The 26,769-nt window shown below is 68.9% G+C and carries 23 protein-coding genes, 1 pseudogene and 1 other annotated feature; of the genes and pseudogenes, 9 read left to right on the top strand and 15 right to left on the bottom strand.

Annotated elements, in window-relative coordinates; genetic code table 11:
* The coding region (locus IEY20_RS15840) for an NHL repeat-containing protein (RefSeq protein WP_229728114.1) at positions 1-614 on the bottom strand (614 nt) is incomplete at its 3' end.
* 424 nt (positions 615-1,038) lie between these two features.
* Here IEY20_RS15840 and IEY20_RS15835 point away from each other — a divergent pair.
* Entirely contained in the window at positions 1,039-1,824 is a 786-nt protein-coding gene (locus IEY20_RS15835; RefSeq protein WP_148286207.1) for a hypothetical protein, read from the top strand.
* Positions 1,825-2,312: 488 nt separating this feature from the next.
* Positions 2,313-2,549 (top strand): hypothetical protein, encoded by a 237-nt coding sequence (locus tag IEY20_RS15830; protein ID WP_022904104.1) that lies wholly within the window; start codon positions 2,313-2,315, stop codon positions 2,547-2,549.
* 478 nt (positions 2,550-3,027) lie between these two features.
* On the opposite strand, the gene IEY20_RS15825 is transcribed toward IEY20_RS15830, so the two are convergent.
* Together IEY20_RS15825 and IEY20_RS15820 are read right to left on the bottom strand one after the other, a co-directional pair.
* Positions 3,028-4,812: a ricin-type beta-trefoil lectin domain protein gene (locus IEY20_RS15825; RefSeq protein ID WP_175327476.1), complete on the bottom strand. Its 1,785-nt coding sequence runs from the start codon at positions 4,810-4,812 to the stop codon at positions 3,028-3,030.
* A 639-nt stretch (positions 4,813-5,451) separates the two neighbouring features.
* Positions 5,452-6,727, bottom strand: a pseudogene (locus tag IEY20_RS15820) (IS3 family transposase).
* Positions 6,336-6,449, bottom strand: a sequence feature (AL1L pseudoknot). (Overlaps the previous pseudogene by 114 nt.)
* Here IEY20_RS15820 and IEY20_RS15815 point away from each other — a divergent pair.
* A complete protein-coding gene (locus IEY20_RS15815; protein WP_022904103.1) occupies positions 6,726-7,226 on the top strand; it encodes an IS5 family transposase in 501 nt (166 codons plus the stop codon). The pseudogene IEY20_RS15820 and the gene IEY20_RS15815 sit on opposite strands and share 2 nt — an antisense overlap.
* A 7-nt stretch (positions 7,227-7,233) precedes the next feature.
* Here IEY20_RS15815 and IEY20_RS15810 read toward each other — a convergent pair whose 3' ends face one another.
* The 3 genes from IEY20_RS15810 to IEY20_RS15800 all read right to left on the bottom strand — a co-directional run bounded on the left by IEY20_RS15810 (position 7,234) and on the right by IEY20_RS15800 (position 8,892).
* Positions 7,234-7,731 carry a GNAT family N-acetyltransferase gene (locus tag IEY20_RS15810; RefSeq protein ID WP_229728113.1) on the bottom strand — a complete coding sequence of 166 codons (498 nt, stop codon included), beginning with the start codon at positions 7,729-7,731 and terminating at the stop codon, positions 7,234-7,236.
* Between the two features lie 105 nt (positions 7,732-7,836).
* Positions 7,837-8,289 (bottom strand): hypothetical protein, encoded by a 453-nt coding sequence (locus IEY20_RS15805; RefSeq protein WP_175327477.1) that lies wholly within the window; start codon positions 8,287-8,289, stop codon positions 7,837-7,839.
* 9 nt (positions 8,290-8,298) lie between these two features.
* Positions 8,299-8,892: a TetR/AcrR family transcriptional regulator gene (locus tag IEY20_RS15800; protein WP_022904100.1), complete on the bottom strand. Its 594-nt coding sequence runs from the start codon at positions 8,890-8,892 to the stop codon at positions 8,299-8,301.
* Between the two features lie 78 nt (positions 8,893-8,970).
* On the opposite strand from IEY20_RS15800, the gene IEY20_RS15795 reads away from it, so the two are divergent.
* Both IEY20_RS15795 and glgX read left to right on the top strand, forming a co-directional pair.
* The gene (locus IEY20_RS15795; RefSeq protein WP_175327478.1) at positions 8,971-9,708 is read left to right on the top strand and encodes an SDR family NAD(P)-dependent oxidoreductase; all 738 of its coding nucleotides are present in this window, start codon (positions 8,971-8,973) and stop codon (positions 9,706-9,708) included.
* Between the two features lie 137 nt (positions 9,709-9,845).
* Complete coding sequence (gene glgX, locus IEY20_RS15790) at positions 9,846-11,864, top strand: glycogen debranching protein GlgX (protein ID WP_175327479.1); 2,019 nt, start codon at positions 9,846-9,848, stop codon at positions 11,862-11,864.
* Between the two features lie 73 nt (positions 11,865-11,937).
* Here the strand turns inward: glgX and IEY20_RS15785 are convergent, their stop codons facing one another.
* Together IEY20_RS15785 and IEY20_RS15780 are read right to left on the bottom strand one after the other, a co-directional pair.
* Entirely contained in the window at positions 11,938-13,320 is a 1,383-nt protein-coding gene (locus tag IEY20_RS15785) for an NAD-dependent succinate-semialdehyde dehydrogenase (RefSeq protein ID WP_022904097.1), read from the bottom strand.
* Positions 13,317-14,744: an APC family permease gene (locus IEY20_RS15780; RefSeq protein ID WP_229728112.1), complete on the bottom strand. Its 1,428-nt coding sequence runs from the start codon at positions 14,742-14,744 to the stop codon at positions 13,317-13,319. Before IEY20_RS15780 ends, IEY20_RS15785 begins: the two co-directional genes overlap by 4 nt.
* A 331-nt stretch (positions 14,745-15,075) precedes the next feature.
* On the opposite strand from IEY20_RS15780, the gene IEY20_RS15775 reads away from it, so the two are divergent.
* Positions 15,076-16,218, top strand: a complete 1,143-nt coding sequence (locus IEY20_RS15775; RefSeq protein ID WP_188889298.1) for an alpha/beta hydrolase — start codon at positions 15,076-15,078, stop codon at positions 16,216-16,218.
* Here the strand turns inward: IEY20_RS15775 and IEY20_RS15770 are convergent.
* Positions 16,215-17,228 (bottom strand): agmatine deiminase family protein, encoded by a 1,014-nt coding sequence (locus IEY20_RS15770; RefSeq protein WP_175327481.1) that lies wholly within the window; start codon positions 17,226-17,228, stop codon positions 16,215-16,217. The two genes, IEY20_RS15775 and IEY20_RS15770, sit on opposite strands and share 4 nt — an antisense overlap.
* Entirely contained in the window at positions 17,225-18,277 is a 1,053-nt protein-coding gene (locus IEY20_RS15765) for a nitrilase-related carbon-nitrogen hydrolase (RefSeq protein ID WP_175327482.1), read from the bottom strand. The genes IEY20_RS15770 and IEY20_RS15765 overlap by 4 nt, the downstream gene beginning before the upstream one ends.
* Positions 18,278-18,341: 64 nt before the next feature.
* Between IEY20_RS15765 and IEY20_RS15760 the strand changes: the two genes are divergently transcribed.
* Together IEY20_RS15760 and IEY20_RS15755 are read left to right on the top strand one after the other, a co-directional pair.
* A complete protein-coding gene (locus IEY20_RS15760; RefSeq protein ID WP_022905118.1) occupies positions 18,342-18,782 on the top strand; it encodes a VOC family protein in 441 nt (146 codons plus the stop codon).
* 93 nt (positions 18,783-18,875) lie between these two features.
* The gene (locus IEY20_RS15755) at positions 18,876-19,694 is read left to right on the top strand and encodes an SDR family oxidoreductase (RefSeq protein WP_175327483.1); all 819 of its coding nucleotides are present in this window, start codon (positions 18,876-18,878) and stop codon (positions 19,692-19,694) included.
* Positions 19,695-19,718: 24 nt separating this feature from the next.
* Here IEY20_RS15755 and IEY20_RS15750 read toward each other — a convergent pair whose 3' ends face one another.
* The 5 genes from IEY20_RS15750 to IEY20_RS15730 all read right to left on the bottom strand — a co-directional run bounded on the left by IEY20_RS15750 (position 19,719) and on the right by IEY20_RS15730 (position 25,101).
* Entirely contained in the window at positions 19,719-20,372 is a 654-nt protein-coding gene (locus IEY20_RS15750; RefSeq protein ID WP_229728111.1) for a hypothetical protein, read from the bottom strand.
* A 106-nt stretch (positions 20,373-20,478) separates the two neighbouring features.
* Positions 20,479-21,825, bottom strand: a complete 1,347-nt coding sequence (locus tag IEY20_RS15745) for a flavin monoamine oxidase family protein (protein ID WP_188889296.1) — start codon at positions 21,823-21,825, stop codon at positions 20,479-20,481.
* Positions 21,825-23,189, bottom strand: coding sequence for an NAD(P)/FAD-dependent oxidoreductase (locus tag IEY20_RS15740; protein ID WP_175327484.1), 1,365 nt, complete (start codon positions 23,187-23,189; stop codon positions 21,825-21,827). The genes IEY20_RS15745 and IEY20_RS15740 overlap by 1 nt, the downstream gene beginning before the upstream one ends.
* A gap of 2 nt (positions 23,190-23,191) precedes the next feature.
* Positions 23,192-24,622, bottom strand: a complete 1,431-nt coding sequence (locus IEY20_RS15735) for an aspartate aminotransferase family protein (RefSeq protein WP_175327485.1) — start codon at positions 24,620-24,622, stop codon at positions 23,192-23,194.
* Entirely contained in the window at positions 24,619-25,101 is a 483-nt protein-coding gene (locus IEY20_RS15730) for an Lrp/AsnC family transcriptional regulator (protein ID WP_031274587.1), read from the bottom strand. The genes IEY20_RS15735 and IEY20_RS15730 overlap by 4 nt, the downstream gene beginning before the upstream one ends.
* A 193-nt stretch (positions 25,102-25,294) precedes the next feature.
* Here IEY20_RS15730 and IEY20_RS15725 point away from each other — a divergent pair, with 193 nt between their 5' ends.
* Positions 25,295-26,734: a gamma-aminobutyraldehyde dehydrogenase gene (locus IEY20_RS15725; protein ID WP_175327524.1), complete on the top strand. Its 1,440-nt coding sequence runs from the start codon at positions 25,295-25,297 to the stop codon at positions 26,732-26,734.
* Positions 26,735-26,769 lie beyond the last annotated feature (35 nt).

The following is a 26,769-nucleotide window of genomic DNA, read 5'->3' as shown; positions in this document are numbered from 1 at the left end:
GGCAGGCTGCTCTGCAGCTGGCTCTTGGTCGCGCTGTGCACGTTCCCGTCGTCCGTGGCGAAATACAGCGACCCATCAGGCGCGAACCCCATACCGTCAACACCGGCCTCGAGACCCACCACAGTCGTGACCACCGTTTGCTGACCCGCGGGAAGCTCGTACACCGACGCGTTGACGGACTTGCCGAAGTAGAGGTTGTCGCTCGCGTCAAACGCGAGGCCGTAGAAGTACTCGGTGCCGGTCTGGTGGTAGCGGACCTGGACGTTCGGGTCAGTGGACAGGCTGTTGGCCGAGACCGTGAGTGGCAAGGCGCTTGCGGCCACCTGGTACACGGTGGGGTCACTGTCAAGAGTGAAGGCCACATCGCCCTTGCTGTCGACGGCCACCGCCGCCGGCTCGCCGCCCTCAACGGTCAGCACCGTCTTCGTTGACCCGCCGGGGGTTGTCGTCGTAAACCGGCCCGTCCCGTGATCAGCGGCATATAGGAGGCCGTCGTGGATCGTGATGCCCTGCACCGACGACCCTCCCGCGACGGTCAATGATGACGGCCACACGGTCGGTGCTGCCATCGCCGGAGTGGCCGCAACCACGGCGCTCATCGTGAGCAGCGTCATCGCGGCGCCAACTGATACGAGACGCCCTCGGGTACTCGAGTGGGGTGACGTCAAGACGTCTCTCCTTCTGTCTAGGGACTGCACAGACACTGGCAGCTTGAAACAGCATGCATGAAGCGGTTCATTATGGCACGAAACGGTACAGACTGGTACCTTGCGTTTGACGAAGGCTGCCCCTGTCCCCCTGAATGCCGAACGAGGGGGCTGACTCTTCGTCTGGTGCAGGGGTGGCTGCCTGATCCGTGCCACCCCTGCACCTTCAGGAGGGCGACACCCTCGCGCTTCGAGGCGCATCGACGTGGGTCGGCAGCGGTCTTGACTGCCTGCGTGGCGCTCGCCTCCAGTACGGCGCTGCGCCCAGCGTCAGTAGCTCGACATCGCATACCCCGTATGGGGGTGAGTCAGTCGCGCACCAACAGCTAGAGTGTCGGACATCTACACCGTTTTGTACCGTTTTAACCTGCGAGGAATCATGTCTTGTTCAGCCGTCAGCTCACTGGTGTGCACGGTTCCTCCGGCCCAGCCAGCGCAAAATCCGGCGTCGGGGCTTCTCGACGAGTTGCTGCACTGGGCAGCGGCGAACGCCGTTCCGTTGCTCATGGCCGGGCTAGCGTTGGTGATCTTGGTCGCCCTCGGCGCGGTGTACTTCGGCCGTTCGCGCCCTGCACCTGACGTCGCGCAACTCATTGGGACGAAGCGTCGAGGACGGAAGGGGACGGCCGTCATGGCCATCGCGAGCGCCTGCGCGCTCATCCTCGGCGCATCAGTGCCGGCGTATGCAGCGGCGAAAGCCGCCGTCCCCGTGGTCAAGACGAACCCCATCAAGGTGGGGACGATTGTTGTCACCGGACCCGACGGCAAGGCCGTTGCGTACAACAAGGCTATGACGGTTATGCCGGGAGCGACCGCGACCGTCGCGGCGCCCGTATCCAACATCGGCAAAGTTCCGATGAAGCTCTACCTCTCGTCGTTCACGCTCGCTGACACCAAGAAGCTCGGCAACGTCACACGGTGGCAGGTGACCACGTCCAACGTCACGAAGATCAGCGGACCGCTCTCTGGCGGCCCGCAGCAACAATTCACTGTCCTCAAGCCAGGCAAAGCGATCAAGCTTGCGGTCAAGATTCAAGTTCCGACCTCGGCCAACAATACCTACCAGCGTGCGAGCTTGCGCTACCGGCTTATCCTTACGATGACGCAGACCACCTGAGTTCACGGCAAGCAGCAGGCCTCTGAGCCCCTACCGCTCGCAACGCCATTGTGGCGCTCCATCCCTGTAGCTGACCGTTCGCCGTCCTATGATTTGCGTGGTTTCGCTCGGGGCACGGTTCAGAGTACTGATTGAGCCCGCGGACTGATCACTTGCGCGCGGAGGCGGCCGGGCCTTGGCGTCAATAAGCAGCGGGCGGATTATTGCGGTTCACCGCGCACCATTCAGGCTGCTGGGACTGCCGCAGGTGCGGTTGACTCCTGACGGGTCGGGGCATTGGTTCTGCTGGGAGTACGTGCTCCATGGTGGAGGCGTATCCGGGCGAGTTGCGCCGCGATGTGATCATGGTCGCCCGCACAGGCGAGACATCGGTGCGGCAGGTCGCCAACGGCTTCGGCGCCGCTGAGTCCTGTCTGACCAGACGGTTGCGAATCGCCGACCGAGACGACCGGCAATGGTGCTGTTAGGGTTCCGCCGATGAGAGCGGTTTGCAAGCCGAGCTGCGGGAGGCGCAGAAACGGATCCGGCTGCTCGAGCAGGAGAACGAGATCCTCCGCCGAGGAGCGGCGTACTTCACCCAGTCCCAACTTCCCGAATTGATCTATCCGCTGGTCCTCGAACTTGCCGCAGACCGGATCCCGGTCGAGGTGGCCTTCCGGGTGCTGGGATTGCTCGAAGCAAGGGTTCCCACCGGGGCCCGCGAGCCGGTGACCGATCGCGACTGAGCTGACCGGCGTCTAACCCACGCAACCGTCATGCGCGCCGGGACAACCCGATGCTCGGATACGGGCTCATTGGCAACAACGTCCACGTAGCCGGCTTGGTCGCTGCACGCGAAGAAGCGAGGCCTGAACCGTGAGGCCAGCACACCGGTGCACAACGATAGGTCCGACGCGCGTTCACGGCGGCGGTTCCGGACTGGCTGTGGCTGACGGACATCACCGAATCCAACATCGCTGGTCGGGTGCGCGTCCTGCCGGCCCCGACCGTCATCGATCGGGCAGGCTATCGCTAGATCGCTCGCTTTCGGAAACCCCAGCTCCCGGCAGCCACCGCGACCGGGTCCGCTGGGTGGCGAGCTCAGTTCGGATCACCTACCGCTCCTGCAGGCGATCCAGGTAACGAAACGTGCAAGTCAGGCGTGTGGCCAGACACGACGCCAACGAGGTCGTCGTGTCTGACCGCACTACGGTGATCACCTGATTAAGAGATCTTCCATTTCTGGGATGCGCTTCCATCGCACTTCGCGATTTGCTGTTGCACGCCAGTTGCAGCGGTCCCGCTTGGATCAGCGAGGCACAACCCCGATGACGGGTTGTACATGGATCCGTCGTCTCGAGGAACCCACCACTGGTAGCTGAGCCCGTTGCAGTCCCAGCGCTGCACGACAGTACCCGGTGTGTCGCCCTTCATATCGAGGCACTTCCCGTTTGCACGGAAGCTGCCGTCAGACCACGTCGTCCATTTTTGCCCCACCGACGATGAGTCGCATGCAGCCAAAACTACAGCTGTTCCTTGGGCGGCCCCGTTGCCCTGGATAGTCAGACATAGGTTACTGCCTCCCGGGCCACCGATTACCGCCGACCCAGTCTGGGTCACTGAAGCCAACGATGAGACGGACTGAGAAGCAGCCGACCACGGGCCGTACGTGTACGAGACTTGGTACGAAACGTTTCCAGGCGGTAGGCAGTATCCGGCCGAATTCGCAGCCCCTCCATTGAAGCAAAACTGCGGGGCTTTGCCTTTCGTGTACTGCTGATTCGTGGCCGCAAGATAGGGGTAATAATAAATCGCGCCGGATGGGTTGTTGTTATTGCCGAACAGAGCTTGGCTGTTGCTGTTGACATTGATTCCCCACCCGAAGTAGTTAGAGTTTTGATCCGCCGCGTAAACGCTACTGTCGCCTAGATCGAAACTCTTGAATTGGACACTGCCCGGATTCTTCGCTGCAACCGGCACGTTGGTGCTGCTCTGACTTCCATTTCCCAAAACGCCAGTGTTACCCTGCCCTGCGATATAAATGCTGCCGTCGCTTGCGAGTGCCGCAATATTAGCACTACCGACACGAACATCTACCCATGTCTTGTCGCTCGGCACCTTGAACTGCTGGGAATAACCATAGCTGCCGGTATTGGAAAGCCCTGCACCCAATTGTCCTACGTTATTTGTGCCAACGGTCCAGATTGTATTATTGTTTAGTAGAAACGCAGCATTTGCGCCGTAAGATGCGACGCGTGTCGCGTAGGTTCCCGCGGGGAGGATTGCCTGCACCGGTGAGTTGCTGGAGTAGTATCCGGAGGTCGAGCCGTTTCCAGTCTGCCCCGTTGAGTTGCTGTCCCATGCCCAAACAGTGCCGTCGGATGCTAGAACCATTGCTCCCTTTGTGAGCTGAGTGACGCGCCGGTTGCCCGGAAGAACAACTTGGGTGGGGCTACCGCGGAATGGAGTGGTCCATAGTGTTCCATCGGAAGCAAGTTGCAAAATTGCACACCTGTCACTTGGACTGACAGACACAATGGTCTTCCCGGCGGGAGTTTGAACCTGCGTAGGGGTATTCACGTTCGACATGGTCCCCGAGCAGTCGCTGTTCTGCCTCATTCCGCCCCAAAACCACACGGTTCCGTCGGCGGCGAGGACGGTTGCTGCATCGAACGAGTAGGTCAGCTCAACGGCGCTACGACCGCCGGGGATCGTAACCTTCACAGGGTTCGGAGCGTAGTCAGTGGCGACGCCGAGGGACCCGCTTTGCCCGGTGCCCCAGGTCCACACGGAACCGTCCGATTGAATGTTGCCAGCGCTATCGGCGCCAGCACTGAAACTGCTGGGGATACTGCCAGTAACGGTGGACGAGTAACTGTCTGTTGTGGTCGTTTGCCCGCCGGTGTAAACGGTGGTGGGATTTTTCCCGTCAATTGTACGAGTGACCGTATATGTCGGGTGGGTGGTCACATTGTTTGCCGTCGCCCAGGACTGCTGATTGGCGCTCAACCAGCGAACAGTATTCCGATCATTGTATTGGGTCGCCGTCAGCCCGCTTACAGGCTGAAGAGTCGCGGCCGAGATGGAATTACCTGTTCTACTCTGGGTCGCTGTGAACCACGCACCACTGGTGGTTGCTGGTGTCAAAAGGCCAATGGTCACTGAGGTTGCAAGGGCAGCCACGGCTAGCCATGAGCGGCGGTGATGCCGCAACAGCGGCGGCAGGGACGCTCGTCTGCGTGTTGGAACCATGGCTTCTCCTGAGGACTGTCGAGCTGTGCGTGGGACACCCTCGTTCTCGCCAACCGGAATCAGGTCGGATCGAAGAGGGTCAAAACGGTACATTACGGTATTCGGCCTCTCAATGGGGCGGTGAGGACCAGATAGGCGCTCAGCCCCCCCGCTCTGGGGTAGAAACACCAGGGGGTGCGGGTGGTCCCGGCGACTGCGTAGCTCATCGACGCGGAGGGCGGCGGGATCGTGACTCCTCCCGAAGAGCTTCTCGAGGGGCGGCTTGCGCCGGTGGCTGCAAGGGAACGCGAAGAGGCCGCGAGTGCGCGGAAAGCGGACGAGGGGCCGGCTGTGTGGAGTGTCGAGCGCTAGTGAGTCGAGCCAGGAAGCCGGTACGCGCCGATAATGTACCTTTTGTCAGTTTGGTGGTTGATCTCCCTGCCGTGTTCCGCCCCGGGTGCAGTGGAGGCTCGGTAGTGCCGTCCCGACGGTAGTCGGAGCGGGGTGGTGCCGGTAGTGGTCGGTCTCGTACTCGACGGGTGGGACCATGCCGAGTTCGCCGTGGAGGCGGCGGTGGTTGAACCAGTCGATGTACTCGACCGTCGCGATCTCGAGGTCCTCGATGCCGCGCCATGGCCCCTTGTTGCGGATCAGTTCGGCTTTGAAGATCGAGTTCACGGCCTCGGCGAGCGCGTTGTCGTAGCTGTCGCCCTTCGACCCGACGGACGCGACCACGCCGGCCTCGGCGAGCCGGTCCGTGTAGCGAATGGCTCGATATTGGACTCCGCGGTCGCTGTGATGGACTAGCTGCGACAGGTCTCGGCCGTCTCGTTGCCGGGTCCAGAGACCCATCTCGAGGGCTTCGAGAACGAGGTCGGTGCGCATGTTCCGTGACAGCTGCCACCCGACGATCCGGCGGGAAAACACGTCGGTGACGAACGCTGCGTAAACCCAGCCCGAGAAGGTGCGGATGTAAGTGATGTCGGCAACCCACAGCTGGTCCGGGGCGGTCGCGGTGAACGCCCGCTGCACCAGGTCCGCGGGCCGATCGCCGATGGGAGCTGGGATCGTCGTCCTCGGCCCCTTCCGTTTGCTCACACCATGCAAGCCGGCGGCTCGCATGAGGCGTTCGACGGTGCAGCGGGCGATCTGGCGGCCCTCTCGGCGCAGTTGCGCGTGCACTTTCCGGGCACCGTAGACGCCGTAGTTGCTCCGATGCACCCGCACGATCTCGGCATGCGGACGACATCGCTGTGCGACCTCGCGGACGGCGGCCTCGACCTCGCGGCGTAGTAGCTCGACGGGGCAACCTGCAACGTCCTGCAGATCGGCTCGACCCCGAACTCGTGCTTGTGCTGATCGATGAACTGCGTCATCTGCTGGACGGGCGGTCGAGCTCCGCCGCGAAGAAAGCCGACGCCGACTTCAGAATCTGATTCGCGCGCCGCAGCTCCCGGACCTCACGCTCCAACTCCGCGATCCGCTGCGCGTCGTCAGAGGTGACACCCGGCCGATCGTCGGCATCGACCTCGGCCTGCTGCACCCAGTTCCGCAGCGTCTCCGAATTGATCCCCAACTGCTCACCGATCCGACGCAACGCGCCGCCTCTTGTGTTTGGGTCGCGGCGCGCTTCCACCGCGAGCCGGACCGCCCGCTCAGGAAGCTCATCCGGGTACTTCCTCGGTGCTCCCATGACTCTCATCCTCCCGTGGATTGAGAGCCTCCATCGGACCCGGGACGGAACAAAGACGCATCTGGTCTGCGGTGGCAAGGGCAGGCCGCTCGGTTTCGTCATCACGGGCGGCCAGGTGGCGGACACGATCATGCTGCCGGCGACGATGGAGCAGATCCGTGTCCCTACCGCTGGACGTCCGCGTTCCCGGCCGGATCGGCTGCGCGCGGACAAGGGGTACCTGTCGAGGGTGAACAAGGCATGGCTGCGATCACGGGACGTGAAGACGACGATCCCGGAACGCGATGACCAGATCGCTCACCGTCGGAAACGTCCAGGACGGCCGATCCTGTTCGATGCGGACGACTACAAGCGCCGCAACGTCGTTGAGCGGTGCTTCAACCGGCTCAAGCAGTGGCGGGGCATCGCGATGCGCTCCGACAAGACGGCACGGAACTACCACGCGGCGCTCTGCCTCGCAGCAGCACTGCTCTGGGCGCGAGATCAGACAGCGACGTAGTCGGCGCTCATGTCGTCAGGATGCGTTGGAACAGCCGGTGCTCCTGCCACGACCCGGCGATACACAAGTAGTCGGCGGCGACACCGGACTCGGTGAACCCGCACTTGCGCAGCACGGACTGCGACGCCTTGTTGGGAAGCAACGTCGCCGCTTGAACTCGGTGCAAGTGCAGCTCGTCTCTCGCAATTTGCACCGTAGCCGCGACGGCGGCGGTCATCAGTCCACGTCCCTCGTGACTGGCCCCGACCCAGTACCCGAGATTCGCGTTCTGGAACGCGCCCCGCACAATGCCGGTGAGATTGACCCGACCAACGATTCGCGTGCCATCAGCGAGCACAAGCGGAAGCGCCGCATCAGCGGCGAACGCTTCCAGCGTCTTCTCGATCTGAGCGCGCTGCCGCGCTTCAGTGAAGAACTCCTCGTCCCGCGTCGGCTCCCAAGGCTCCAGGTGCTCCCGGTTCTCGCGATACCCCTCGGCAAGCGTCGCTCCATCCTCGGCCCTCACGAGCCGGAGTGCGACGCCACCCCCAACTCCACCTCTGTATCCACTCGACGACCGTATCGCCAACCCCAGCGACCACTGAGCCATGTAGCAACACGCCCTAGTCCGTCACTCGCTGGCCCGGACGGGTTCGCCGGTGTCCGGGTCCCACCCGACCACGCGCGGCTGCTGCGCCTTCGGAGCGCGCGCGGGCCGCGGCGGGAACCAGGCGCGCGCCGGCGGGAGGTACGGGAGCACCCCGGCGAGGGCCGCGGCCACCCGCTCGGCGGTGGTCAGGCCGTACGGCGGGACGACGGCGCCGAGCAGCCCGAGCGCGGCGAGCACCGCCAGCCAGAACCGTGCGCGGCCGGAGCCCCGTGCCAGTCGGACAGCGCCGAAGACGACGAACCCGATGAGTCCGAACCCGACGACGTACACCACGACGGACCACGGGCCGTACAGTGCAGCGGTCCGGCCGATCATCAGGGCCTGTCCGACGAGCTGGACGGCGCACACGACGAGCCAGAGGACGACGGCAGCGGTCACGAGGGCGGGACGGGAGCGCCGAGCACCGGTGGTCATGAGCCGATCCTAGAGCCGTGCGTCCGGGATGCCGAGGACCCGCACGGCAGCGCTCCGGGCCGCCGCGGCCCAGGGACGTCCGGGGTCCGCCTGCGCGCTCGCCATCGCGCCGTCGTAGAGCAAGCAGAGTTGGAGTGCGGTCGCCTCCGGCCCGGGGTCGCCGGCTTCGGTGAGGAGCGACTCGAACAGCCCGCGCACCCATTCCCGGTGCTCGAGGGTGACCTCGTGCGTCGGGTGTCCGGCGCCGTACTCGGCCTCGACGTTGATGAACGGGCACCCGCGGTAGCCGGGCTCGTCGAACCACTCGCCGAGCAGGTCGAACACGGCCAGCACGCGCTCGGCCGGCGTCGAGCCGCGCCCGGGGAGCTCGCGCGCGACGTGCTCCTGCCAGGACGCGCTCCGACCGCGGAGGTACCCGAGCACGAGGTCGTCCTTCGTGCGGAAGTGCGTGTACAGGCTCGCCTTCGAGATGTCGGCCTCGGCCGCGACCTGGTCGACCCCGACGGCGTGGATGCCCTGCTCGTAGAACAGCCGGTCGGCGGTCGCGACGGCCCGCTCGTACGCAGGGCGCCGTCGCGGGCGGGAGGCGGGTGCGTCGGACATGGTTTGACTTTACTGCACCGATCTGTACAGTTACCAGCGCAACGCTAACCGTACCGATCTGTTCAGTCAGGAATCGCCATGACCACCACCACCGCACTCGTCACCGGATCCACCAGCGGCATCGGCCGCGCCACCGCCGAACTCCTCGCCGCCCGCGGCGTGCACGTCGTCGTCTCCGGGCGGAACGCCGAGCGCGGCGCCGCGGTCGTCGACGGCATCCGAGCCGCCGGCGGCACCGCGGACTTCGTCGCAGCCGACCTGCGTGACGCCTCGAGCGCCCGCGGACTCGCCGCCGAGGCCCTGCGCATCGGCGGGGGCCGGGTCGACGTCCTCGTCAACAGCGCGGGCATCTTCCCGTTCGGCGCAACGGCCGACACCACCGAGGAGGGGTTCGACGAGGTCTTCGACATCAACGTGAAGGCGCCGTACTTCCTCGTCGCCGCGCTCGCGCCGGGGATGGCCGAGCGCGGGACGGGTGCCGTCGTGAACGTCACGACGATGGTCGCCGAGTTCGGCGCCGCCGGCATGGGCCTCTACGGCTCGACCAAGGCGGCACTCGTCCTCCTCACGAAGTCCTGGGCGGCGGAGTTCGGTCCGTCCGGCGTCCGCGTGAACGCCGTGAGCCCCGGCCCGACCCGGACCGAGGGGACCGCTGCGATGGGCGAGGCACTCGACCAGCTCGCCGCTGCCGGCCCCGCCGGACGGCCGGGCACGGCCGAGGAGGTCGCCGAGGCGATCGTCTTCCTCGCGACCGACGCGGCGTCCTTCGTGCACGGCGCGGTCCTGCCCGTCGACGGTGGCCGGATCGCGGTCTGACGCGGCCCAGCACCGGACGGGAGGCGCGGGGCGGGCCCGCACCGCGCCTCCCGCCCGCACCGCCCCGCCGGGGCGCACCGTCAGCCGGGGTACGCACCTCGGCGCAGGTCCCAGCGTCCGACCGGTACAAGGACGACATGACCACTTCCTCCCGGACCCCGCTCGGCGTGACGCTCGTCGACGGCGGCGCGAACGTCGCACTCTTCTCCAGCACCGCCGAGCGCGTCGAGTTCTGCCGCTTCGACGAGGACGGCACCGAACACCGCACCGAGCTCCGGAACCGCACCGGCTACACCTTCCACGACGTCGTCCCGGACGTCACCGTCGGCACCCGGTACGGTTTCCGGGTCCACGGCGCGTGGGACCCGGCGAACGGCCTGCGGCACAACCCGGCGAAGCTGCTGCTCGACCCCTACGCCACCGCCGTGGACGGCTCCTACGAGTGGGGGCAGGCGCTCTTCGGGCACGACATGGAGCACCCGGACCAGCGCGACGACACCGACTCGGCGGGCGCGATGCCGAAGTCCGTCGTCGCCGACCGTGACTTCGACTGGGGCGGCGACACCCGACCGGCGACCCCGCTCACCGACACCGTCGTGTACGAGGTCCACGTCAAGGGCTTCACGAAACAGCACCCCGACGTGCCCGAGGAGATCCGCGGCACCTACGCCGGCCTCGCCCACCCCGCCGCGATCAGGCACCTGACGGACCTCGGCGTCACCGCCGTCGAACTCCTGCCGACGCACCAGTTCGTCCAGGACTCGACGCTCGCCGACAAGGGCCTGCGCAACTACTGGGGCTACAACAGCATCGGCTTCTTCGCCCCGCACGACGAGTACTCGTCCTCGGGCACCGCCGGGCAGCAGGTCGCCGAGTTCAAGGAGATGGTCAAGGCCCTGCACGCCGCCGGGCTCGAGGTCATCATGGACGTCGTCTACAACCACACCGCCGAGGGCAACCACATGGGCCCGACGCTGTCGTTCAAGGGCATCGACAACCAGGCCTACTACCGGCTGGTCGAGGGCGACGAGGCGAACTACTTCGACACGACCGGTACCGGCAACAGCCTCAACGTGTCGCACCCGTCCGCGCTCGGGCTCATCACCGACTCGCTCCGCTACTGGGTCGAGGAGATGCACGTCGACGGCTTCCGCTTCGACCTCGCCACCACGCTGACCCGTCAGGACGGCGAGGCCGAGAAGCACTCCGCGTTCCTCGACATCATCCACCAGGACCCGGTGCTCCGTGAGGTGAAGATGATCGCCGAGCCGTGGGACACCGCGGGGTACCAGGTGGGCGGCTTCCCGGCCGACTGGTCCGAGTGGAACGGCAAGTACCGCGATGACCTGCGCTCGTTCTGGCGCGGGGACGAGGGCACCCTCGGCGACGCCGTGCAGCGCACCCTCGGCTCCCCCGACGTCTACGAGGGCTCCCGGCGCTCCCCGCTCTGCTCGGTGAACTTCGTCACCGCACACGACGGCTTCACGCTGGCCGACCTGACGATGTACGCCGAGAAGCACAACGAGGCGAACGGCGAGGACAACAACGACGGCGAGAGCAACAACACCTCGTTCAACGGCGGCATCGAGGGCCCGACCGACGACGGCACGGTGAACGACTACCGTGACCGGCAGCGCCGGAACTTCCTCGGCACGCTCCTGCTGTCGGCCGGTGTCCCGATGATCCTCGGCGGTGACGAGATCGCACGCTCGCAGGGCGGCAACAACAACGCCTACTGCCAGGACGACGAGATCTCGTGGTTCGACTGGGCCGCGGCCGACCAGGACCTCCTCGCGTTCACGACGGCGGCGATCGCGTTCCGTCGCGAGCACCCGTCGCTCCGGCCGGAGTGGTACCGGACCGCGCCCGGGGACTCGGAGTCGACCGTGCAGGTGCTCCGTGCCGACGCGCAGGGCTTCGAGGACACCGACTGGGCCGACGGTGGGAACCGCGCCGTGACGCTCGTGCTCACGCAGGGCGACGACACGGTCGCGGTGCTGCTGAACGCCTCGGAGACGACGGTGGAGTTCACGCTGCCGGAGAAGCCGGGCGGGGGCAGCTGGTCGCTCGGGCTGTCCAGCGACCAGGAGCAGGCGGTCGGCGGCGACGCCGCGTCCGTGCTGGTGCGGGACGCGTCGTTCACGGCGCTGGTCTAGACGGCACGACGGACGGGAGGCGCGGTGCCGGCTGGCACCGCGCCTCCCGTCCGCTGCTGGTCCGGTCGGATCGTCAGCCGATGCGGATCAGCTTCTTGTTGACGAACTCGTCGGCCCCGAAGGGGCCGAGCTCCCGGCCGAAGCCGCTGGCCTTGACGCCGCCGAAGGGCAGCTCGGGGCTGTCCGCACCGACGATGTTGACGTAGACCATGCCCGCCTCGATCCGGTCCGCCACCCGCAGCGCCTGCTCCGGATCGGTCGTGAACAGGTACGAGCCGAGGCCGAACGGGGTGTCGTTGGCGATCGCGATCGCGGCGTCCTCGTCGGCGACGCGGTGGACGGCGGCCACCGGGCCGAAGAACTCCTCGCGGTACGCGTCGTTGTCCGGGGTGACATCGGTGAGCACCGTCGGCGTGAAGGCGTTGCCGCGGCGCTCGCCACCGGTGACGACGCTAGCGCCCTGGTCGACCGCGTGGCGGAGCTGCTCCTCGAGGCGGTCCGCCGCGGTCGGGGAGGAGAGCGGACCGAGCTCGGCGCCGGAGACGCTCGGGTCGGTCGGCTCGACGGTGGACATGGCGGCGGTGAACTTCGCGAGGAAGTCGTCGTACAGGTGGTCGGCCACGAGGAAGCGCTTCGCGGCGTTGCAGACCTGGCCGTTGCCCTCGAGGCGGGTGGCGACGGCGGACTCGACCACGGCGTCGAGGTCGTCGGTCGAGAGCAGGATGAACGGGTCCGACCCACCGAGCTCGAGCACGACCTTCGTGAGGTTGCGGCCGGCGATCTCGGCCACCGCGGCACCGGCGCGGGCGGAGCCGGTCAGCGAGACGCCCTGCACCCGCGGGTCGGCGATGACGTCGGCGACCTGGTCGTTCGTGGCGAAGACGTTCGTGTACGCCCCCGCGGGGAAGCCGGCGTCGTGGAAGACCGCCTCGATCGCGAGCGCGGACTCCGGGCACTGCGGCGCGTGCTTGAGCAGTACCGTGTTGCCGATCACGAGGTTCGGGCCGGCGAACCGGGCGATCTGGTACGCGGGGAAGTTCCACGGCATGATGCCGAGCAGCACGCCGACGGACGACTTCCGGACGAACGCGCTGCCCTCGCTGCCCTCGGCCAGGGTGATCGGCTGGTCCGCGAGGAACTCCTCCGCGTGGTCGGCGTAGTAGTCGTAGATGTCGGCGCAGAAGTCGACCTCGCCGTAGGCCTGGTCGATCGGCTTCGCCATCTCGCGGACGATCGTCGTCGCGAGGGCCTCCCGGCGTTCGCGGTAGAGCTCGGCGACGCGGTGCAGGAGCGCAGCCCGCTCGGCGACGGTGCTCGACCGACCCCAGGCGGCGTGCGTGTCGTCGGCCGTGGCGATCGCCTGCCGCAGCTCGTCGTCCGTGATCGTCGGGAAGGTGGCGAGGACCTCGCCGGACGCCGGGTCGGTGACCGCGTAGGTGGTGGCGGTGTCGTTCATCGTGTCTCCTGTCCGTGCTCGTCGGTGAGCTGCTTGTTGACGCCCGTGACGGGCTGGTTCTCGTCGAAGCCCTTCGGCTGCACCCGGAAGCCCTTCGTGATGACCAACAGGTACACGAAGCCGATCGCGGCCCAGACCCCGCCGGCGATGAGCGCGTCGGCGTGCAGCTGTGACCAGAGAACACCCGTCAGGAGCATCGCGACGCCCGGCAGCACGATGTACGTGAAGCAGTCGCGGACGGTCCGGCGGCGGCCCTCACGCCACGCGAAGTGCACGATGACCGTGAGGTTGACGAAGGTGAAGGCGATGAGGGCGCCGAAGTTGATGTACGACGAGATGGTGTCGAGCGAGAACGTCATCGCGAGGAGGGTCACCGCGCCGACGATGACGATGTTCGGGATCGGCGTGCGGGTCTTCGGGCTGACGTAGCCGAAGACCTGCTTCGGCAGGACGTTGTTCCGTCCCATCACGAGCAGCATGCGGGCGACGCTCGCGTGCGAGGCCAGCCCGGATGCGAGGGCGGCGACGAACCCGGCGGCGACGAGGATCGCCTGGAACACCGGGCCGCCCACGAGCAGACCGATCTGGGGGAGCGGGTCGTCCGTGAACTCGCCGAAGGGTGCGTTGGTCGGGAAGCGGAGCTGCGCGAAGTACGAGGACACGAGGAAGATCAGTCCGCCGAGCAGGACGGTCATCAGGATCGCCTTCGGCATGATCCGGATGCTCTTGGCCTCTTCCGTGTACATCGTGACGGCGTCGAAGCCGATGAACGAGAAGCAGACGACGGTCGCACCGGTGAGGAGTGCCGTCATGGTGACGCCGTCGTGGACGAACGGCTCGGGACTCACGATCGTGCCGGCACCGGCGCCGCGGGTCAGCTCGATCACGGCGAAGACGACGAACGCGATCATCGCGAGGATCGCGCCGACGAGCAGCACCATGTTGAGGTTGGAGGTGCCGCGCATCGACAGGCAGATCACGGTGGTGACGAACAGCGTGTAGACCACGACAGTCACCCACGCCGGCAGTGCCGGGAAGACCTGCTCGAGGTAGAGCCGGATGATGAGCGCGTTCACCATCGGCAGCAGCAGGTAGTCGAGCAGCGATGCCCATCCGACCATGAAGCCGGCGTTCGGGTGGATCGACTCCCGCACGTACGTGTAGGCCGAACCGGCGGCGGGGTAGACGCGCACCATCTTCCCGTAGCTCACCGCCGTCAGGAGCATGATCACGAGCGCGACGAGGTACGCGCTGGGCACCGCACCGTTCGTCTCGTCGGAGACGATGCCGAAGGTGTCGAACACGACGGTCGGGGTCATGTAGCCGAGGCCGAGCCCGACGATCGCCCAGAGGCCGAGGTTCCGCTTCAGGGACCCGCCCCGCGTGGTGGTGGGCGGCGCGGTGACCAGGGTGGGTGTTGCCAAGGGAGTTCCCTCCTGCTCGCGGCACTGCCGCGGGGCCGGGGCCGGGGCGACGGTGCCCCGGCCGGTGCGGGTACCGGACGCCCGTCGGGTGGTCCGGTTCGCCGACGATACCGACGTCGAGGCACCCACCCGACTCGACGCTGAGTACACCGTGCTGACGGTGCTTGTACGTCATGTCGCTTGCTCGGAGGACGCCAGACGGTCGCTGTGAGCCGGATGGGGAGGACGCTCAGCCGTTCGGTCCCGGACGGCAGCCGGTTCCCGGACCCGATCCCTACGCTCGCGGCCGAAGCGGACCGTTGCCGGAACGCACGGAGGACGAGGACGACCGATGGCACGCACACCCACCACCCCCCGCGCACGACGTGGCGCAGCACTCCTCGCCGGGGGACTCGGCATCGGGCTCGTCGTGGGGCTCGCCGTCGGGGGGCTCGCCGTCGTCGGGCTCGGCGGCTGGAGTGCGAGCCACGCGGTGGCGGTGTCGGGCGGGCAGGCAGCGGCGACCTCCACCGCGCGGGCGCAGTCCTCGCCGCGACCCGTCCCCACGTACACACCCGTCCCGACCTCGTCCCTGGGCATCCCCGCGACCGAGTCACCCGCGGGGTCGACGGCTCCCGGCAGCGTCGACCTCGCGACCACCTGGACAGCGCCCGCGGACATGCCCTCCGCGGGGCGGTTGCTCCACGAGACGATCCCGGCCACCACCAGCCACTTCGTCGCCCGCCAGGCCCTCGTCTACCTGCCCCCGGCCGCGCTCACCGCCGACCCGCCGCACCTGCCGGTCGACGTCCTGCTGTCCGGGCAGTCGCGCGGTGCCGGCCCGAACGACGTCCAGAGCGGCGGGCAGATCGAGCAGACGATGAACGCGCTCGCGACCGTCGACCGCGGTCTCACGCCGATCGTCGTCGTGCCCGACCAGCTCGGCCCCCGGTCGTCGAACCCGATGTGCGTGGACGGCAAGCTCGGGAACAGCCGCACGTACCTGACGAAGGACGTCCCCGCGTGGATCACGAGCCACCTCACGGTGCAGACCGCCGCGTCGGCGTGGACGATCGGCGGCTTCTCGCAGGGCGGCACGTGCGCCATCCAGCTCGGCGCCGGTGACCCGTCGCGGTTCGGCAACCTCATCGACGTGTCCGGGGAGGACGGTCCGACGCTCGGGAACACGGCGGAGACGATCGCCGACGGGTTCGCCGGCAGCCGCGCCGCCTGGCTCGCCGCCCAGCCCGAGGCGCTGCTCCGCGCGAACGCCCCGTACCGGGACACCAACGCGTTCTTCGCGGTCGGGCAGCTCGACACCACGTACGGGTCGGTCATGCCCGTCCAGGCGGCACGCGCCCGGGCAGCAGGCATGCACGTCGCCACCTGGGTCGTGCCCGGCGACAAGCACAACTGGACGACCGCGCGGGCGGCACTCGCGGCGGGACTGGCGTGGATGCAGTCGCGGATCGGGTTGGCGCCGGCCGACGGTTAGCGGTCCCCGACGCTCGGCTGCTGCTGGGTGATGCAGTGCAGCCCGCCGCCCCGGGCGAACACCTCCCGCGCGTCCACCGACCGCACCTGGCGCCCCGGGTACACGTCGGCGAGGATGCCCCGAGCCCGGTCGTCCGCCGCCGGTTCCCCGAAGGCACACGCGATCACCGCACCGTTCACCACGACGTGGTTGACGTAGTTCCAGTCGACCGGGCCGTCGTCGTCGGTCAGGGTCGCCGGCGCCGGGAGCTCGACGATCGTCGCGTCCGTCGCCTGCTCGAGCGCCGCCCGGACCTGCGGCATGACGAGGTGGTCGGGGTGGCCGGCGTCCGGCTGGGCGTGCAGCAGCACGACGTCCGGCGACGCGAAGGTCGCCACCATGTCGACGTGCCCGCGCGTCCCGAGGCCGTCGTAGTCGCGCGTCAGGCCACGGGGGAGCCACACGACGTCCGACGCCCCCACCGTCCGCGCGAGCTCCTCCTCGACCCGTGCGCGGTCGGCGTACGGGTTGCGACGGGGGTCCAGCTGGACCGTCTCCGTCACGAGCACGGTGCCCTCGCCGTCGACGTGGATCGCACCGCCCTCGTTGACGAGCAGCGACGGGATGCGTTCCGCCCCCGCGGCCTCGGCGACGACCGCCGCGATGCGGGCGTCGCGGGTCCAGGTCGACCAGGCGTTCGCGCCCCAGCCGTTGAAGACCCAGTCCACCGCGCCGAGGCGCCCGTCGTCGAGCACGAACGACGGTCCGGTGTCGCGCATCCAGAAGTCGTCGAGCGGTGCCTCGAGCACGTCGACGTCGCCGGACAGGAGCCGGGTGGCGTCCGTCCGGGCGACCGGGTCGACGACGACCGTGACCGGCTGGTGATCGACGATCGTGTTGGCCGTCGTCGCCCACGCTTTCCGTGCGGCCTCGGCGCTCGCCGCGTCGTCGCCGAGGGTCGCGCCAGGACGCGGGAAGGCCATCCAGGTCCGGGCCTGGGGTGCCGTCTCCGCCGGCATCCGCCAGCTCATGCGCCGGCCGCCGCGGTCTGCGGGCCGCCGGCCCGGTGGGTGGTCGACGCATCCGCCAGGGAGGCACGGATCGCCTCGTCAGCGCCGTACCCGTCGCGCAGACGGTCGACCGGCGCGGTCAGGGTGGCGTAGAGGTCCGGCCTGCGGGTCACGTAGAACGGGAACAGCCGGAGCCACTCCGCGCGCGCGTCGAGGTCCAGGTCCGCCACGAGCACCGCGTCCGCGTCCCGCGGAGCCTCGACGAGGACCCGGCCGAACGGATCCGAGATGAACGACGAGCCGTAGAACGTGATCGCCCCCTCGTCGCCCCAGCGGTTCGGCACGACCATGAACTGTCCCGCGGTGATGCCGTTCGCGACGATGACCTGCCGCCAGATCGGCGCCGTGTCGAAGTCGGGGAAGGTCGGCTCGGAGCCGATCGCCGTCGGGTAGGCGAGCACCTCGGAGCCGGCGAGTCCGTAGGCCCGGGCGACCTCGGGGAACCACTCGTCCCAACACGTCGGCAGGCCGACCCGAGCACCGAGTCCCGCCGGGTCGTGCACGGGGAAGGGGTCCGTGTCGGGTCCGGGGCGGAAGTAGGTGTCCTCGTAGTACCCCGCGCTGATCGGGATGTGGGTCTTCCGGGTACTCCCGACCAGCGTGCCGTCGGGAGCGACGAGCACCGCGGTGTTGTACCCGCGCGGGTCCTCGGGCTGGTCGTCGTCCGCGGGGCGCTCGTACAGCGACGCGTGCACGAAGACGCGGTGGCGCCGTGCCTGATCGCGGACGAAGCGCATCGTGGGGCCGTCCTCGATCGACTCCGCGCCGTCCTTCGGCACCCCGCCGGCGGGGGTGTCACCGGGGTACCGGGAGAGCGTGAGCTCCTGCAGGAACACCGCGGTGGCCCCGTTCGCCGCCGCAGAGGCGATGCCGTCGGCGAGTGTGCGTTCGTGCTCGTCGGGGTCCTCGTGCCAGCGCGTCTGGACGAGCGCGACACGGACCCGGCGGCGAGCCGCGCCGGTGTCCTGGTGCAGGGGGGACGGCTGGTCTGCGGCGGTGATCACGTCCATCCCGTCATTGTTGACCATACGATCAACGATGACAAGAGCGCCGAGGTCCGAGTTGTATCGAGGCATGACCGGAGCGATCGTGAACCCCCTCGGCTTCTCCCACGTCCGACTCACCGTCACTGATGTCCGTCGGAGCAAGGCGTTCTACGAGCTGCTGTTCGGGATGCCGCCGGGGAGCGACTTCAGCGACGAGATCGACGACCCGACCATCCACGACGACCCGTGGCGCACGTACGGCGGCTGCTCGTTCACCTTCGGCGGACAGACCCTCGGGCTGCGACCCGTCGCCCCGGTCGACGACCGGTTCGACCCCGATCGGGTGGGTCTCGACCACGTCAGCTTCCGTGTGGCGAGCGCGGATGACCTGCATGCGGCGGTCGACCGACTCGACGCCGCTGGGATCGAGCACGGTGTGGTCACCGACCTTCCTCCGTTCGGGCTCGTCATCCTGTCCGTCCGCGATCCGGACGGCATCAACCTGGAGTTCGCGGCGCCGCGTCCCTGACTGTCCGGAGTCCGCGCACGTCCCCCGGACGTCCACGCGGCGCGGAGCCGTCCGGGCGTTGTGTGGTCCGGTCACGACGCAGGAGGAGACATCATGAGCAAGACCTGGTTCATCACCGGAGCATCGAAGGGCTTCGGCCGCGAGTGGGCGGAGGCGGCGCTCGGACGCGGTGACTCCGTCGCCGGCACGGCCCGCAACCCCGATGACGTGCGTGACCTCGAGGAGCAGTACCCGGAGACCTTCCTCGGGCTGCGACTGGACGTCACCGACCACGACGCCGACACCGCCGCGGTTCGGCGCGCAGCCGAGCACTTCGGCTCGCTGGACGTCGTCGTCAACAACGCCGGGTTCGGCCACTTCGGCATGGTCGAGGAACTCACCGAGGACGAGGTGCGTGCACAGCTCGAGACGAACTTCTTCGGGGCGCTCTGGGCCACGCAGGCCGCACTGCCGATCATGCGCGAGCAGGGCTCCGGCCACATCGTGCAGGTGTCGAGCATCGGCGGGATCAGCGCGTTCCCGACCGTGGGCGCCTACCACGCCTCGAAGTGGGCGCTCGAGGGCCTCTCGCAGTCGCTGTCGCAGGAGGTCGCGGACTTCGGCATCCACGTGACCCTCGTCGAGCCGGGTGGGTTCTCGACGGACTGGTCCGGACCCTCGTCGAAGCGGAGTGCGGAGCTCGACGCCTACGACGACGTCCGCGAGGCAGCATCGAAGCGTCCGTCCGCCGCGGACCCCGGCAAGCCCGAGGCGACCCGCTCGGCGATCCTCGCGGTCGTCGACGCAGACGAACCACCCCTGCGCGTGTTCTTCGGCAAGGCTCCGCTCGGGATCGCGGAGCGGGACTACGAGTCGCGGCTGGCGACGTGGCGCGAGTGGCAGCCGGTCGCCGAGCAGGCGCACGGGTCCTGATCGCCCGTCCGTCACGACCCCGGGTCAGTTGATGATGTTGACCGCGCGAGATATGACGAGCGCCAGCAGGATGAACCCGCCGACCGCCTGGTAGGCCATGATCATCTTCGCCCGGACGGTCAAGGGCATCGTGTCCGTCGGACTGAACGCCACCATGTTCGTCATCGCCACGTAGAGGTAGTCGAGGTAGACGGGTCGCCACGACGCCTTGCTCGGATCGGACTCCTGCGGGAACAAGAAGTCGGCCTCGTCGCTCGCCCAGAGTTCCGGCTGCCGACGCGCGACCGGGCCGCCGCGGTCCAGCTCCCAGTACACGAGGCCGAACGCGATGATGCTGCTCACCCAGACCTGCAGCGCCGTGAGGAGCACCGCGCCGCCGTCGGGGTGACCGTGCAGGAGTTGGTCGACCGTTCGCACGACGGTCGACTGGTTCGCCACCGTGAGCAGGACGGCGAGCCCCGTCGAGAGCCAGCGCGACCAGGTCGTCTCGCGGGTGAGGCGTCGGGGGTTGAAGACGATGAGCGGTGTCAGGAGCAGGACCCCGAGCAGCGGGACGACCCACGACGGGAAGAACAGCACCTCGTCCGGCAGGAAGAGGCTCAACGCCAGGTTGACCAGCACGGCGACGGCGACCGGTGCGCGGTGCTCGTGCTGGTGGAGGGGCCGCGTCGTCGTCACGGTCCGAGTGTGGCACCGCTGCAGAGGTCGGCGGCGGTGCCATCCGTGCGGACCCTCTCAGCCGACCGCCCTCCACTCGCCGGGGCCGGCGACGGGGACGGGGACGTCAGACGCGGAGCGGCCCGGCGAGGGACGCCGGCGTGACGTCGTGCCCGAGCAACCGCCCGGCAGCCCGCAGCCCGGACAGCAGCGCCCCGTGCACGGTCGCAGGGTCGTCGCCCCAGGTGGCCTCCCCGGCGAGCTGGACCCGGCCGCACCGCCCGCCGAGCCGATCGTGGTCGTCGGTGGAGGCCCCGACGCGCAGGAACGAGTACGACCCGAGGGCGAACGGGTCAGCCGCCCACCGGGTGACGCGCACCGCCTCCGGCTCCGGGACCGACGGGCCGAACATCCGCCGCAGTGCGGTCAGCCCTTCGTCGACGATGATGGCGTCCGGCAGCGACTCGATGCGCCGGGCGCCCGCTCCGCCGAGCAGCGCCGCGAGCACCGGTTCGCCGGTTGCGCGGGACATGTCGTACCAGGAGTGCCAGTCGACCCCGGCGGGCCCCTGCTGGCGGACGACCCAGTCGTCGCCCCAGAACCGCTCGGGGAAACGCAGGAACACCTTGTCGTAGACCCCCATCCCGAGCCGGCCCATCGCGTCGAGGACGTCCGGCTCCAGCGGCGGCTCGAACGTGACCGAGCCGGCCTGCAGGACACCGAGCGGCACGGTGACGACGACCTCGGCGGCGGTGACGACCGTGCCGTCGGCGAGCTCGACGGCGGCGCCCTGCGGCGACTGCCGGACGGCGCGCACGACCGCGCCGAGCCGCACGTCGAGCCCGTCGGCGAGGGCCCGCGCGTACTGGCCGTACCCGCCAGGGAACACGACCTCGTCGCCGGGCACGTGCTCCTCGTCGAGCCCGTGCGCGTCGAGCACCGTGACGGGTGCGCCGCAGAGGTCCTCGGAGCGGCGGGCGGTGTACTCGCGGACGCGTGCGGCCCGGTCGCCCTCGATGTGGAGGTCGCGCAGCACCGTGTTCACCGCCACGGCGTACGTGGCCGGGGGCGGGGCGTGTCCGACGACCGCGGGCAGCGCGGCGTCGAGGGCGCGCAGGTCGGCGACGAAGGACGCTGCCTCGGCGTCGGTGAGCCGGCGACCGGACGGCGCGTGCCACCCGATCGGCCGACCGTCGAACTGGAAGCTGCCGACGGTGAACTCGACGGTGTCGATGCCGAACGCCGGCGCGAGCTCCCAGAGCGGGTTGCCGTCGACGCCGTGGATCCACGAGGCGCCGAGGTCGACCGGCACGCCGAGCTCGTCGTCGGTCCAGGTGCGGCCGCCGATGCGGTCGCGGGCCTCGAGGACGACGACCCGCTTCCCTCCCTGCGCCAGGGCACGTGCCGCCGCGAGACCGGACACGCCTGCCCCCACGACGACGACGTCGGCACCCGGACCAGGGACGTCGGACATCAGTGCCCTCCCGTCAGGGGCGCCATGAGCCGCGCCGCGAGGCTGGGCCGGCCGGTCAGCGCTTCCTCGCGGTCGGCGAGGTCGGTGGCCACGAGTCCGGCGTTCGTGCCGAGGAACCGGAGCGGCTCGGGCTCCCAGTCTGGCGACCGGTGGTTCACCCACGGCAGCGCGGTGAGCGGCGAGGCGACCCCGCGCACGAGGTCGGCGAGCGTCCGCCCGGCCAGGTTCGTCGTGGAGAGTCCGTCACCGACGTAGCCGCCGGCGGTCCCGACGTGGCCGTCCCAGGTCACCGAGGCGCACCAGTCGCGCGGGACGCCGAGCGGGCCGCCCCAGGTGTGGGTGATCGGCGCGTCGCCCACGGCGGGGAAGAGGTCGACGAGGGCCTTCCGGAGGTGCTCGAACACGCGGGGCACCCGGTCGTGGCCGGGCTCGATGGACGACCCCCAGTGGTAGCGGGCACCCCGTCCGCCGAAGGCGATGCGGTCGTCGGCCGTCCGCTGCCCGTACACGAGGAGGTGCCGGTAGTCGGAGAACGTCTGCCCGTGCTCGAGGCCGATGCGGTCCCACACCCCGGCGGGCAGTGGTGCGGTCGCGATCATGAGCGAGTACAGCGGGAGGATGCGCCGTCGGGTCTGCTCGAGCTGCGCGCCGTAGCCCTCGACGGCGATGACGACGGCGCCCGCCGTGACGGTCCCGCGTGACGTGACCACGCGGCCGCGGTCCCAGGACGAGGCGGGCGTGTGCTCCGCGATCCGCACGCCCCGTGCCTCCAGGGCGGCCGCCAGGCCACGGACCAGCGCGGCGGGCTGCACCCGCGCGCAGTCGGGGGTCCAGGCGACGCCGGCGGTGCCCGCCGCGTCGCCCGGACGCGCGTCCCGGTACGTCATGTCGTCGCCCCAGGCGACGGAGGCGGCGACCTCGTCGCGTGCCGCGCGCTCCTGCACGGCGGAGCGCGCGTACAGCACGGTCCCGCCCTTGACGAAGTCGCAGGCGACGCCCGCCTCGGCCGCGGCACGGCCGACCTCGTCGACCGTGTCGCGCACGGCCGCGCGGAGCGCCAGGGCTGCCTCCCGACCGTGCCGTTCGGCGATGGACGCCGCGGACGCCGGGAAGAGCGCGGAGCACCAACCGCCGTTCCGTCCGGAGGCGCCGAACCCGGCGATCTCGCGTTCCACGACGACGATCCGGAGGCCCGGGTCGGCCTGGTGCAGGTACCACGCGGTCCAGAGACCCGTCAGTCCACCGCCGACGATCACGACGTCCGCGGTCGTGTCGCCGTCGAGCGGAGCCCGGGGCGTGAGGTCGTCACGCCCGCCGGCGACGAGCGCGTCGAGCCAGAACGAGACGCCCCGGTACCCCGACATGGTCAGATCTTCGTCCAGGCCTCGGTCAGGACGCTCCGCAGGATCGACGTCATCTCGCGGAACTCCGGCTGCCCGATGGTCAGCGGCGGCGCGAGCTGCACGACGGGGTCCCCGCGGTCGTCGGCGCGGCAGTACAGCCCCGCGTCGAAGAGCGCCTTCGACAGGAACCCGCGCAGCAGGCGCTCCGACTCGGCGTCGTCGAACGTCGTCTTCGTCGCCTTGTCCTTCACGAGCTCGATGCCGTAGAAGTACCCGTCACCGCGGACGTCGCCGACGATCGGCAGGTCGCGGAGCGTGTCGAGCTCGGCCCGGAACAGCGGGGCGTTCTGCTGCACGTTCTGCAGCAGCCCCTCCTCCTCGAAGATGTCGAGGTTCTCCATCGCGACGGCGGCCGACACCGGGTGCCCGCCGAACGTGTACCCGTGGTAGAAGGTCGTGTCGCCCTTGGAGAACGGCTCGAACAGCTTGTCGCTGATGATCGTCGCGCCGATGGGCGAGTACCCCGAGGTCATCGCCTTGGCGCACGTGATCATGTCGGGCACGAAGTCGTAGGTGTCGCACGCGAACATGGTGCCGATCCGGCCGAACGCGCAGATGACCTCGTCGGACACGAGCAGCACGTCGTACTCGTCGCAGATCTCGCGGACGCGCTGGAAGTACCCGGGCGGCGGGGTGAAGCAGCCGCCCGAGTTCTGCACCGGCTCGAGGAAGACCGCGGCGACGGTGTCCGGACCCTCGAACTCGATCATCTCGCGGATGCGCTCGGCCGCCCAGAAGCCGAACTCCTCCTCAGAGCCACCGGCGAAGCCCATCTCCTCGGCGCGGTAGTAGTTCGTGTTCGGGACCCGGAAGCCACCGGGCGTGAGCGGCTCGAACATCTGCTTCATCGCGGGGATGCCGGTGATCGCGAGGGCGCCCTGCGGGGTGCCGTGGTACGCGACCGCGCGGGAGATCACCTTGTGCTTCATCGGCTTGCCGCGGAGCTTCCAGTAGTACTTCGCGAGCTTGAACGCGGTCTCGACGGCCTCGCCGCCGCCGGTCGAGAAGAACACCTTGTTGAGGTCACCCGGGGCGTGGTCGGCCAGCCGGTCGGCGAGCTCGATCGCCGCCGGGTGCGCGTACGACCAGATCGGGAAGAACGACAGGGTCTCGGCCTGCTTGGCGGCCATCTCCGCCAGGCGCTTCCGACCGTGCCCCGCGGCGACGACGAACAGGCCGGAGAGCCCGTCGATGTACTGCTTGCCGTGGCTGTCGTAGACGTGGTGCCCCTCGCCGCGGACCATGATCGGCACGTCGGCGCCCGCCTGGTTCGCGCCGTGTCGGGCGAAGTGCATCCAGAGGTGGTCGCGCGACTTCTGCTGCAGCGCGGCGTCGTCCACCGGGGCGGACGGATCGTAGGACCCCAGGCGTGCACGTGGTTCGGAGATGGTCATCGCGTTCCCCAGTCGTAGAGCTGTTTGCGGAGTTGCAGGTAGACGAAGGTCTCGGTGCCGGCGACGCCCGGGATCGCCCGGATCGTGCCGTTGAGCAGTTCGATGAGGCCGTCGTCGTCCTCGCAGACGACCTCCACCATGAGGTCGAAGCTCCCGGCGGTCATGACGAGGTAGTCCACCGCCGGGAGCCGTTCGAGTGCATCGGCGACGGTTCGGGTGTCGCCGCTGACCCGGATGCCGATCATCGCCTGACGGTGGAACCCGAGCTGCATGGGGTCCGTCACCGCGACGATCTGCATGACGCCGGTCTCGGTGAGCTTCTGCACACGTTGACGGACCGCCGCCTCGCTGAGACCGACCGCCTTGCCGATCTCGCCGTACGGGCGGCGTCCGTCTGCCTGGAGTTGCTCGATGATCCGTTTCGAGGTCTCGTCGATCGGTCCCGGACGTCGTGGTGCTGCCGCCATGCCGGACAGCATGGCAGCGGCGTCGAGGGCGCGCAAGGGATTTCGTTGTGAACACGATGTTTCGCGACGATTTCCGTTGTTACGGTTCTCCACAACCCGCGGAATCTTCTTCCGGAGCAGCGCATTCCGTGCCACTATCACCGCCATGCTGGACAGTGACACAGCCTCCCCGGGCCGCGCGACGGCGGTCTCGGGCGCTGCCGCGATGGGCGGGACGGCCAGGGGCGTGCTCCGGAACGTCATCGGGGGCGAGCAGGTCGACGCGCGCGGCGACGCGACCATGGACCTCGTCGCACCGACGGACGAGCACGTCTACGGCACCTCGCCGGTCTCCACCGCCGAGGACGTCGACGCAGCCTTCGCCGCCGCGAGCCGCGCGTTCGACGGGTGGCGGCGCACCACCCCAGCGGAGCGGCAGCTCGCCCTGTTCCGGATCGCCGACGCGATGGAGCAGCGCGCCGAGGAGTTCGCCGACCTCGAGGCCCTCGACACCGGCAAGCCGCGTGCGACCCTCGTGCAGGACGAGATCCTGCTGTCCGTCGACCAGATCCGCTTCTTCGCCGGGGCCGCACGGAACCTCGAGGGTCGCAGCGCCGGCGAGTACACACCGGACCACACGTCGTTCGTCCGTCGCGAGCCGATCGGCGTCGTCGCCCAGGTCACCCCGTGGAACTACCCGCTCAACATGGCGGTGTGGAAGGTCGCCCCGGCGCTCGCCGCGGGGAACACGACCGTGCTCAAGCCGAGCGACACCACGCCGCTCTCGACGCTGCTGCTCGCCGAGGTCGCCGCGGAGTTCCTCCCGCCCGGGGTCCTCAACGTCGTGCTCGGCGACCGGACCACCGGCGCCGCGATGATCGACCACCCGACACCCCAGCTGGTGAGCATCACCGGCTCGGTCCGGGCCGGCATGCAGGTCGCCCGCGCCGCCGCGTCCGACCTCAAGCGCACGCACCTCGAACTCGGCGGCAAGGCCCCCGTCATCGTGTTCGACGACGCCGACGTCCCGTCCGCCGTCGCCGGCATCGTCGCCGCGGGGTTCTTCAACGCCGGCCAGGACTGCACCGCCGCCACCCGGCTGCTCGTGCAGGACGGCATCCACGACGAGTTCGTCGCGGCCCTCGTCGCCGAGGCCCGGACGAACGCCCGGACCGGCCCGGACGTCGCGGACCCGTCGTTCGGGCCGGTCAACAACGCCGGCCAGCTCGCCCAGGTCCGGTCCTTCGTCGACACCCTGCCCGACCACGCCACGATCGAGACCGGCGGGCACCGCATCGGCGACCGCGGCTTCCACCACGAGGCGACGATCGTGTCCGGGCTCCGGCAGGGCGACCGCGCCGTGCAGCAGGAGATCTTCGGCCCGGTGCAGACGGTGCAGCGCTTCTCGACCGAACAGGAGGCGCTGACCTGGGCGAACGACGTCGAGTACGGTCTCGCGAGTTCGGTGTGGACGACCGACCACGCCAGGGCCATGCGCTTCGCCCGAGACCTCGACTTCGGATGCGTGTGGATCAACACGCACATCCCGATCGTCGCCGAGATGCCGCACGGCGGCTTCAAGCACTCCGGCTACGGCAAGGACCTGTCCCAGTACGGGTTCGACGACTACACCCGCATCAAGCACGTCATGTCCTACATCGGCTGATCCCGACCCCGACCCGCGCACCAGCAGCAGGAGGC

This window comes from Curtobacterium luteum (assembly GCF_014646995.1).
GTDB classification, from domain to species: Bacteria; Actinomycetota; Actinomycetes; order Actinomycetales; family Microbacteriaceae; genus Curtobacterium; species Curtobacterium luteum.
This window is presented reverse-complemented; position numbering and strand designations above follow the sequence as displayed.

Excerpts from the sequence above, each read along its gene's own strand:
- IEY20_RS15815 (WP_022904103.1), top strand. The coding sequence starts at position 6,726 with ATGACTCTCATCCTCCCGTGGATTGAGAGCCTCCATCGGACCCGGGAC.
- IEY20_RS15805 (WP_175327477.1), bottom strand. The coding sequence starts at position 8,289 with ATGACCACCGGTGCTCGGCGCTCCCGTCCCGCCCTCGTGACCGCTGCC.
- IEY20_RS15800 (WP_022904100.1), bottom strand. The coding sequence starts at position 8,892 with ATGTCCGACGCACCCGCCTCCCGCCCGCGACGGCGCCCTGCGTACGAG.
- IEY20_RS15795 (WP_175327478.1), top strand. The coding sequence starts at position 8,971 with ATGACCACCACCACCGCACTCGTCACCGGATCCACCAGCGGCATCGGC.
- glgX (WP_175327479.1), top strand. The coding sequence starts at position 9,846 with ATGACCACTTCCTCCCGGACCCCGCTCGGCGTGACGCTCGTCGACGGC.
- IEY20_RS15785 (WP_022904097.1), bottom strand. The coding sequence starts at position 13,320 with ATGAACGACACCGCCACCACCTACGCGGTCACCGACCCGGCGTCCGGC.
- IEY20_RS15775 (WP_188889298.1), top strand. The coding sequence starts at position 15,076 with ATGGCACGCACACCCACCACCCCCCGCGCACGACGTGGCGCAGCACTC.
- IEY20_RS15770 (WP_175327481.1), bottom strand. The coding sequence starts at position 17,228 with ATGAGCTGGCGGATGCCGGCGGAGACGGCACCCCAGGCCCGGACCTGG.
- IEY20_RS15765 (WP_175327482.1), bottom strand. The coding sequence starts at position 18,277 with ATGGACGTGATCACCGCCGCAGACCAGCCGTCCCCCCTGCACCAGGAC.
- IEY20_RS15760 (WP_022905118.1), top strand. The coding sequence starts at position 18,342 with ATGACCGGAGCGATCGTGAACCCCCTCGGCTTCTCCCACGTCCGACTC.
- IEY20_RS15755 (WP_175327483.1), top strand. The coding sequence starts at position 18,876 with ATGAGCAAGACCTGGTTCATCACCGGAGCATCGAAGGGCTTCGGCCGC.
- IEY20_RS15745 (WP_188889296.1), bottom strand. The coding sequence starts at position 21,825 with ATGTCCGACGTCCCTGGTCCGGGTGCCGACGTCGTCGTCGTGGGGGCA.
- IEY20_RS15740 (WP_175327484.1), bottom strand. The coding sequence starts at position 23,189 with ATGTCGGGGTACCGGGGCGTCTCGTTCTGGCTCGACGCGCTCGTCGCC.
- IEY20_RS15735 (WP_175327485.1), bottom strand. The coding sequence starts at position 24,622 with ATGACCATCTCCGAACCACGTGCACGCCTGGGGTCCTACGATCCGTCC.
- IEY20_RS15730 (WP_031274587.1), bottom strand. The coding sequence starts at position 25,101 with ATGCTGTCCGGCATGGCGGCAGCACCACGACGTCCGGGACCGATCGAC.
- IEY20_RS15725 (WP_175327524.1), top strand. The coding sequence starts at position 25,295 with ATGGGCGGGACGGCCAGGGGCGTGCTCCGGAACGTCATCGGGGGCGAG.